Annotated in this window: 8 protein-coding genes; 4 read left to right on the top strand and 4 right to left on the bottom strand. The window is 44.3% G+C overall.

Annotated features, from left to right (window positions below):
• Window positions 1–54 precede the first annotated feature (54 nt).
• A complete protein-coding gene (gene menA / locus RT143_RS01405; protein ID WP_313090663.1) occupies window positions 55–987 on the bottom strand; it encodes a 1,4-dihydroxy-2-naphthoate octaprenyltransferase in 933 nt (310 codons plus the stop codon).
• An 84-nt stretch (window positions 988–1,071) separates the two neighbouring features.
• The gene (locus tag RT143_RS01410) at window positions 1,072–3,621 is read right to left on the bottom strand and encodes a Tex family protein (RefSeq protein WP_313090664.1); all 2,550 of its coding nucleotides are present in this window, start codon (window positions 3,619–3,621) and stop codon (window positions 1,072–1,074) included.
• Window positions 3,622–4,162: 541 nt separating this feature from the next.
• Between RT143_RS01410 and ompR the strand changes: the two genes are divergently transcribed.
• Window positions 4,163–4,936 (top strand): osmolarity response regulator transcription factor OmpR, encoded by a 774-nt coding sequence (gene ompR, locus RT143_RS01415; protein WP_257621731.1) that lies wholly within the window; start codon window positions 4,163–4,165, stop codon window positions 4,934–4,936.
• A gap of 99 nt (window positions 4,937–5,035) precedes the next feature.
• Window positions 5,036–6,118 (top strand): CobW family GTP-binding protein, encoded by a 1,083-nt coding sequence (locus tag RT143_RS01420; RefSeq protein ID WP_313090665.1) that lies wholly within the window; start codon window positions 5,036–5,038, stop codon window positions 6,116–6,118.
• Window positions 6,119–6,186: 68 nt separating this feature from the next.
• Here the strand turns inward: RT143_RS01420 and RT143_RS01425 are convergent, their stop codons facing one another.
• A complete protein-coding gene (locus tag RT143_RS01425) occupies window positions 6,187–6,999 on the bottom strand; it encodes an NRDE family protein (protein ID WP_313090666.1) in 813 nt (270 codons plus the stop codon).
• Window positions 7,000–7,184: 185 nt separating this feature from the next.
• Between RT143_RS01425 and RT143_RS01430 the strand changes: the two genes are divergently transcribed.
• Window positions 7,185–7,919, top strand: a complete 735-nt coding sequence (locus tag RT143_RS01430; protein WP_313090667.1) for a glycosyltransferase — start codon at window positions 7,185–7,187, stop codon at window positions 7,917–7,919.
• Window positions 7,920–7,971: 52 nt separating this feature from the next.
• On the opposite strand, the gene RT143_RS01435 is transcribed toward RT143_RS01430, so the two are convergent.
• Entirely contained in the window at window positions 7,972–8,793 is an 822-nt protein-coding gene (locus RT143_RS01435) for an enoyl-CoA hydratase/isomerase family protein (protein ID WP_313090668.1), read from the bottom strand.
• Between the two features lie 253 nt (window positions 8,794–9,046).
• On the opposite strand from RT143_RS01435, the gene RT143_RS01440 reads away from it, so the two are divergent.
• Window positions 9,047–9,525, top strand: a 479-nt coding sequence (locus RT143_RS01440; protein WP_313090671.1) for a GbsR/MarR family transcriptional regulator, incomplete at its 3' end; no start/stop codon positions are given.

The raw sequence follows: 9,525 nt of genomic DNA on the forward strand, positions 1-9,525 counted from the left end.
TACGCTTTTCTTTTTACCTGTCAATACCGTTGTCAAAAGTTTTTTGATTTATTTTCAAATTAGTTTTTTATAGTTAAAGATAAGAATGCTTATACTCATCAATACACTGGTCGCTAGGGTAATTAAGACAATTTTGGCTAGCTCTGGTGCTAGTGCGTTTGAGGGGATATTTTCATCACTATAATGGCGAACCATTTTAAGATGCCTGGCAATTGGAGAGACTAGAACAAATAGGCTTAATAGATAAAAATTTTGTCGCAAGGTCACAAAAGTAATGAGTAAAAAGTAAGCACCCAACAATATAAACCGATACAGGTGGCTCATGCCTTCTTTGCCTAAGGTGGTGGCAAGGGTATTTTTACCAGCGCTTGTATCTGTGTCAAAATCACGCATATTGTTAATCATCAATACGCAAGTGCATAGCAGACCGATCACCACCGCAGCAATAATATCCATCACACGGATAAATTGTGTTTGTAGGTACACGCCCCCTAGTACATTAACTAAGCCGAAGAATAAAAATACTGCTATTTCGCCTTTCGCATTGTACCCATAGGGGTTTTTACCCATGGTATAGGTCACTGCGGCGATAATGGCGATGATGCCCAATGCTAAGAAGGTGAAAAAATCGGTCAGACTGTTAAAGCTCAGCCAAAGTAAGCCTATACCGCAGCCGAAAATAAACAGCGCCCAACTTATGATTAATTTCTTGAGGGTCTTGGGGTTGATTGTCCCTTGGGCAGTCTGTCTGTCGAGTCGATGGGCATCCGTACCCCGTATACCATCGCCATAGTCGTTGGCTAAATTGGATAAAATCTGTAGTCCTAAGGCAACCCATAGGCTTAGCAAAAAGATTTGCCAATTTTTGTTGTTAAAGCTGCCAATACGGGAGTATGCCAACGCATTGGCTACTATGATGCCAGCCACCGCTAATGGATAAGTGCGTGGGCGAGTCGCTTGCCAAAATGCTTGTAAAAAATTGACCATCACTCACTCGAAACCTTGTATCACCAATCGCAACATCTAAATGGATTTAGCCATTTAGATGCACGTTTACCAATGATGCGGGGTTTATGTTGATTTTTTTAGACCTGCTTGCGCCAACAACGCACCTAAGCTACCGATTTTTTGCGGTTTGTCGGCTGTTTGGTTTTGCGGTTTAGCGGCTTTATCACTACGTTGAGGTTTGCCCGAATGTTTGGCTGATTTGCTCCCGCGCTCGCTATGGTCTGCGTGTTTTTTTGCCGTACCATCCACTGATTGGTTGGTATTTTTTGCTTTATTAGCGGGTGCTTTTTCAGCAGGTCTGGCTGCCATTGGGGTGTCTGACTTCATGCTAAAGCCCACACGTTTACGCTCTGCATCCACTGAAATCACGCGAACGGTGACGATATCACCTGGTTTGACATGATTTAACGGATCGGCGATAAACTCGTTACCCATCTCTGAGATATGTACCAAGCCATCTTGATGTACGCCAACATCAACAAAACAACCAAAACTTGTCACATTGGTGACCACGCCTTCAAGCGTCATGCCTTCTGTTAAATCGTTGAGGCTATTGACATCGTCACGAAACTGCGCTGTTTTAAAGCTCGGTCTTGGATCGTGTGCAGGTTTGGCTAATTCTTGTTTGATGGCAGCGGCTTTCAGCGTTGCTTGCTCGGCATCATTAACCTCATCGTTTGCGGCAGCGATAAGTGAAGCGGTCAGATTGTTAAGCGCTGACTCGTCACCTAGCACATCGTTGAGATTATTGTCGGTTGAGGCCAGCCATTGTTTGACCATCTCATAGTTTTCTGGGTGTAACCCTGTTGCATCTAACGGCTCATCACCGCCACGAATGCGTAAAAAACCTGCCGCTTGTTCAAAAGTTTTGGCACCCAATCTTGGCACATTTTTGAGCTGTTCACGATTGGCAAATGCGCCATGTTCGTTGCGGTAGTTGACAATTTGCTGTGCTACATTGACATTGAGACCTGCGATATAAGACAAAATCGCAGGACTTGCGGTATTGACGTCTACCCCCACCGCATTCACACAGTCTTGCGTGACTTTGGTTAAACTATCAGCCAGCTGCGTTTGGTTGACGTCATGCTGATATTGACCCACGCCAATGGCTTTGGGATCGACTTTAACCAGCTCAGACAAGGGATCTTGCAAACGACGGGCAATCGATACTGCCCCACGAATGGATACATCAAGCTCTTGTAATTCTTGCGATGCCAGTTCGCTGGCTGAGTACACAGACGCACCAGACTCATTGACCACCACAGGCACGGCTTTGATATCCCCGTTTCCTTGAGCGCTGTTTTCTGCCAAAATTTCTTTGATTAAGGCATCTGTCTCACGGCTAGCCGTACCATTACCAATGGCGATTAAATTCACATGGTGATTTTTGAGTAAATCTGCAATGGTTTGTTTGGCTTCATCGACTTTATTGTCTGGGGCAAATGGATATACCGTTGCAATCGCAAAACTATCATCGCTATTTTTGGCAACATGACCTAGGCTATCAACCACAGCCATTTTGACCCCATGACGGATACCGGGATCGACGCCTAAAATCGTTTTTTGACCCGCTGGCGCTGCCATTAATAGATGCTGTAGATTGTTTGCAAACACGTCAATTGCTGCTGATTCAGCCGTTAAGCGTTTTTCTGTGAGCAAACGATGCTCAATATGCGGACGCCATTTATCCAACCACAGTTTTTTGCCCAGTGACAATAAAAATTGTTGACGCTCACTAGGCTCAGCAGCCGTTAAGTTAAATGCGTGATTAATTTGCTCAATAAATGGTGCATCCTCGCCTTCAATGGCAATCGTTAGTACGTTGTCTTGGCGACCGCGTAGCATCGCTAATAATCGATGATTGGGTAGACGTGCCAAGCTTTCAGCGTGGTCAAAATAGTCTTTGTATTTTTCGCCGACTTCCCGTTTTTCTTCGCCCACTAGACGGCTATGAATTTGGGCGATTTTACCAAAGCCGACGCGCAGTTTATCGAGTAGATCAAGCTGCTGTGTCCACTCATCGATAATAATGGCACCAATGCCTGATAGCTGTTTTTCTTTATCTTCAAAAATTGACGCTTCGGCTTCGCCGTTGTCATCTTGAACAGGCGCTGGCGCTTGGTACGCTGATAATGCTGTCTCTGGGTTTACCGAGTCATTTAGAACAGCCAAGGCAATTGGCTCAAGTCCTGCTTCACGCGCTTGGGTTGCCAGTGAGCGGCGGCGCGGACGATACGGCAAATAAATGTCTTCTAATTCAAGTTTGGATGCCGCTTGATTAATGCGTTCACTCAATTCATCGGTCAGCTTATTTTGTGAGGTCAACAGCTCAATGATTTTTTGGCGGCGAATGGCCATATCTCGTTCATAGCTGAGCGATTTTTCCAGACTACGCAATTGTACGTCATCGAGCCCGCCGGTTTGGTCTTTACGATAGCGGGCAATAAACGGAATCGTCGCCCCATCATCATAGAGTTTGACGAATGCCATCATTTGGTTGAGTTTGATACCCAGATTGGCAGCTAATTTTTGATAAATGGCTTGCTGGACTTGCTCAGAGAGTACATCTACCGCTGGATTAGCCGCAATGGCAGTAACGTTTGTAGTCATATTTTTGCCTAACACTTATAAGGATGAACTCAAAACTTCAGAGTTCACGCATTATAACAAAACAATACAAAAAGATAATAGGTAAACGCTATTTTAACAAAAATCTTTAGTGAATTTTTACCTTGTCAATTATACCCCTGTTGTTAAACTAAAATTTTGCTAACTGATGACTATATCATAGGTGGCTACCCTATAAGCTAACGTCGAATTTTTAGCAAAATCACTACAGCAATCGACACATTTTTTTGATTTAATAACCGCATAACTACGCAAATTTGGCTGAATAATAAGATTGATAATGCTTGCAAGTTGTAACCAATCGTTTCAAAATACCCTTATCAGTCCCTAACAAAAATTTTTATACCCATATATTTTATAGGATTGCCTGTCCTAACCATCAGGGTTAACACGCTAATGGAACATATTTAGTGTTTATAGAAAATAATTGGGTATTTATAAAAACTATGTAGCGAAAACAACATTCGAGTGAAAATAACATTGGTGATAGGAATATCGACGATAAAAATGAGGAAAATAATCAATGAGTGACGACATCAACCCCACTGTAGAATCTACCCCCAATCAATCAGCCGTAGGCGATATGAATCAGCGCATTTTGGTCGTTGATGATGATGCGCGTCTTCGTACTTTATTGCAACGTTTCTTAGAAGACGATGGTTATATCGTACGTACTGCGCATGATGGTAGCCAAATGGACAAACTGATGCAGCGCGAGTTATTTTCGCTGATTGTGCTTGATTTGATGCTACCTAACGAAGACGGTATCAGTATTTGCCATCGCTTACGCGCAGAAAACTCCGATATTCCGATTATTATGTTGACCGCTAAAGGTTCCGATGCTGATCGTATCGCAGGACTTGAAGCAGGCGCGGATGATTATCTGCCAAAACCCTTTAACCCCAAAGAATTATTGGCACGTATTAAAGCCGTATTGCGTCGGCAAACGCGTGAATTGCCAGGCGCGCCCAGTCAGCAAATGGAAGTGGTCGAATTTGGGTCATGGACATTAGATTTATCAACGCGTACCCTAAAACGTGATGGCAATATCGTGACCTTAACCACGGGTGAATTTAGTGTATTAAAAGCCTTGGTACAACACCCCCGTGAGCCATTAACGCGTGATAAACTGATGAATCTGGCACGCGGCCGTGAATGGGGCGCAATGGAGCGCTCAATCGATGTGCAAGTATCGCGTTTACGCCGTCTCATTGAAGATAATCCTTCGCAAGCGCGCTATATCCAAACCGTTTGGGGCGTGGGCTACGTGTTTGTACCCGATGGCGCAGAAAGCTAAACGAGCCCTATTTAAAAGAGCGGATTAAGAAAGCCCATTAGAAGAGCGTATTAAGAAAGCCAATTAGAAGAGCTAAGTTAACAGAGTTAAGAAAATTTTATGATAAAACCTTTGATTTCAAACACGGCCTGTCACCTGGTGATGGGCTTTTTAGGTTCTGGTAAAACCAGTTTTATCAATGCCTGTATCGCGCATTTTCAGCACCAAGAAAAGTGGGCGATTTTGGTCAATGAAGCAGGTCAAATCGGTATTGATGAAAAGCTATTGACGGGTAATGCTGACCATGATTTAGCGATTCGACAAGTATCTGGTGGCTGTATCTGCTGTACTTCGCAACTGCCGCTACAAATTGCGCTCGCTCGCCTGACTTCTGAGTATAGACCTGACCGATTATGGATTGAGCCGACAGGGCTTGCACACCCGCGAGAGCTGATTGAGCAACTATCTGCACCGCATTGGCAAACTGCGCTGTCGCTAAAATCTGCCATCAGTATCGTCAATGCGCGTCATTGGCAAGATGCCCGTTATCGTGACAATGAAGGCTACCAAGCGCATGTGCGATTTTGTGATGTGGTGGTGATTAATCGTTTTCATGAGTTGGATGACATCCAAAAAACCCAGCTAACCGCATGGGTCAAGGGTTTAAACCCTAAAGCAAAATTGATTTGGCAAGCAGAACAAACACTGGGCGAAGACAATCTGCGGCAATTGCAACAAACGCTCAAGCAATCAAGCCAAGTACTTGCCGAGCGCAGCCATTACCAAAAAATTAGCTTAACGAGCTTTGCTCAGTCCCCCGCTCCACCCACCATTCAAGCCGACCCGACCCAATCACCAACAGCTGCCAATGATGACTTGCCATTTCGCTATCATGATGTGCAAAACGGCTATCAAATCATCGGCTGGCGGGTGTCAGCCGACTGGACAATTGATATGACTGTACTGATAGAATGGTTGTTGGCACTGCCCGACTGGCAACGTATCAAATCGGTGGTTCATATCAAACATACACATGATGAGCAATGGCAAACCATGAATTTTACCCCGGATTCGCTCGATTTGGTGGCCTGTGAGCCACAAACCGATAACCGCATTGAAGTGATTTTTTTGGATAACACTATTGAATTGGATTTTAATAGGCTCGATACTGAGCTGATGATGATGTTTGGGCATATCAGTTAAGCTTACGGTTGATGGATAGGCGATTTTATTGTCTATTCTTTTGATTTTGCGGCTGTTTTTTTCATTGATTATGTGGCGCTAACATCGTGTGTGATACGGATGATAGTGTCATTTTCAAGGTTTTTTTCTTGCATATCAAACCCTGTATGAGTGATGGTGAGCAAGCTACTCACGCGCGTCCCATAGCTACTTCCTAGCAGCTTATCGAGGCGATTGACAGGAATAAAGATGGAAGACAACGCCAACTCTGTCTCTATACCTAAGCCTGTATCAGGTAGCTGGGTGATAGGCGCTTGTTCACGGTCTTGCAATATCTCAAATGCCACGTTTTTCCAATTGGCTGTTTGCCAATTCTCATGCCCAGCAAGTAGCGGCAACAACTCTTGTCGTACTCGCCTGCGCAGTTTTTCCGTTTTAAACCATGCCTTATTTGGTTGACCGTTGGATAACACGTATAAGCCTTTTGCCAATACCTCGATGCCATACCCTTTATTATTAAGTAGTACCGCTTGCTGCCGATCGCCGATGACTAGATTAAACCCATCGTAGCAGGGCAAATCAATTTGCCTTGCAAAAGCTAGCGGCGACCACTCACCACTTAAATAATCAACGATTAACTGACCTCGGGACGTGGCAAAGACAGGCTTATCTTTGATAATCTCTCGGTAGTTTAAAATCACCCCCCAGCGCCCATGCACAGGATCGATACCCAACCAAGTGCCACCTGCTTGCGCATCTTGCCCCGCGATGATTTTTTTTCCATTCGGCAATTGCCATTCATGCAGTACGCGTGTAGGACGCTGCAAAAATTCATCGCGATTGGATAATAGCACCAAGGGTTTATCCTCAAACAGCTGCCAAGCCAACGCCACAATGCACATACTTTACTCCTTCTAACTGGTTACCATGCCATTGCCCATTGGACCTTGCATCAGCTCGATTACTCATTCCCTAGCTTAGCAGCCAAAACTTTTTTAGCAATCACCAAATCGTCATATTGTTCATTTATGATAAAAAATCTAAAAAACTGCCGTTTTCAACGATTATTGCCCTTGTGAATGAGCTTATGACGCCAATTAGCATCGTGATTATTACCCTAAACGAAGCCGAACGTATCGGCAATATTTTGCGTGACTTAGCCCAGCAAAGCTACCAAAATTTTGAAGTCATTGTGGTGGATTCCAACAGCGAAGATGACACCTGTCAAATTGCAGCAAGTTTTCGCCATCAATTGACCGCGATAAGCGTCCATAAAATGTCAAAGCGTGGCGTCAGCTTGGGTCGTAATACAGGGGCAAGCCTAGCCAAAAATGAACGAATACTGTTCCTAGATGCCGATGTGCGGTTGGATGCAGACTTTTTGCGAAAAGCCAGCCAATTATTGGATAAAAAATCCTTGAAAGTAGCCGGCGTGTACATGAATGCTGACCACCTAAAACCTTGGTTTACAGTGGGTTATCTGCTGTTTAACATGGGTATTTTTGTGAGCCAATTTTTATCACCAACCGCGGTCGGTGCGTGTATTTTTTCCAGTAAATCTGTGCATGAGCAATTGGGTGGTTTTGATGAGTCTATCACCCTGTGTGAAGATTGTGACTATGTCAATCGTGCCAAAAAAATCACCCGCTATCAGATGCTACCGCTCACCTTTCGCTTTGACCCACGCCGCTTGCAGCAAGATGGCTATTTTAATACGGGCTGGAAATACCTGCATGCCAATTTATATCGTTTCTTTGTTGGCGAAATCCGCAATAACAAAATCCGCTACCAGTTTGGGCATTATGGTGCCCAAAAAAAATAGCGTCGGTGGTGACGCTATTTTTTGCAGGGTTTTTAGGAGCTTGCCGTATGCTTTATCGCCCTTTAAACTGAGCAGGACGCTTTTGCATAAAGGCGGTAATCCCTTCTTTAAAGTCTTCACTGGTCGCCATTTGCATTTGGTAAATTACCTCTTGGTCTAGCGCGATATCTAGTCCTGCAAATGCCACTTGATTAATCGATTGCTTCATTGCCGCCAGCGCTAAGGTTGGCAAGCTTGTGAGGCGGTCGGTCAGTTTTTTCACTGCCGCATCAAGCGCATCTTGACTCACCAGCGCATTCACCAGTCCCAAATCTTCTGCCTTTTGCGCGGTGATTTGCTCACCCAACATCACAAGCTCAGTGGTTTTGGCAGCACCAATCAACTGCGATAACAGATAAATACCACCCCCATCAGGCACTAGCCCGATATTGACAAAGGCTTGTAAAAATTTAGCATTGTCACTGGCGACGCGAAAATCACACGCTAACGCGATATTCATGCCTGCGCCCGCACACGCGCCATTAATACGTGCGATAATCGGCTTGCTGATTTTGCGGATACGGCGCGTGATATCAGCAATCCCAATGGTCAGGCTGTGCGACATTTTCAGTAAATTTTCGCGGTTATCTGCGCCCGATAGCATCTCGCGAATATCACCACCGCTAGAAAATCCCTTGCCCGCGCCTGTGATGACAATCACTTTGGCGGCTGTGTCGTATTGTGCGTAATCAAGGGCTTGATAAAGCTCGGATTTCATCACGCTATTGAGCGCATTGAGTGATGCTGGATCATTGAGGGTAATCGTCGCAACACTATCTGCAACATCATACGTGACTTTTTGAAAGGTGAGTTGTTGTGTTTGGGTTGCCGTCATGGGTCATCCTTATACCAAAGAAATAAATACCAAAAAACTAAATATCAAAAAAAAGATACAATCAACCACTTCATCTTACCGAAATTATTTTTTTTTGGGAAATAAAACGCGACTTGTAAGGTCAACAATCCAAACCCAACCACAAAATTTTTACAATTTTCAAAATTTCTGTATTGACAGAAATATACAAAAAACGCAAAATAATTAAAAATTGATTGATTTACATCCATTTACTTACACACAAGGCTAAAAAGTGCAACTCACATCGACCATGGAAAAATTTGTCTTACACTGGGGCGAAATGGGCAATAAATGGGGCGTAAACCGTACCGTTGCCCAGATTCATGCCTTGTTATTTTTGGCAGGCAAGCCGATGAATGCCGAAGAAATCCAAGAAACCTTAGGCGTGGCGCGTTCAAATGTGAGCAATAGCATCAAGGAATTGCAGAGCTTAAATCTGGTACAAACAGTACATACGCTCGGTGATAGACGCGATTATTTCACCACGGGCACGGATGTGTGGGAATTGGCTAAAGTAATTGTCGAAGAACGCTATCGCCGAGAGCTTGCGCCGACGGTTGGATTCTTGGCGGATTTAATCAATCAGCCAGAATTTGCCACAGAAAGCAAAGACGTACAGCAACGTATCAAAGACACCCACCAATTTGTCGATACGCTGACGAGTTGGGCAAACGAGATGCTAAAACTTTCGTCCACTACGCTCAATCGTAT

This window comes from Moraxella sp. CTOTU48268, from assembly GCF_032069585.1.
In the GTDB taxonomy this organism is placed as follows: domain Bacteria; phylum Pseudomonadota; class Gammaproteobacteria; order Pseudomonadales; family Moraxellaceae; genus Faucicola; species Faucicola cinerea.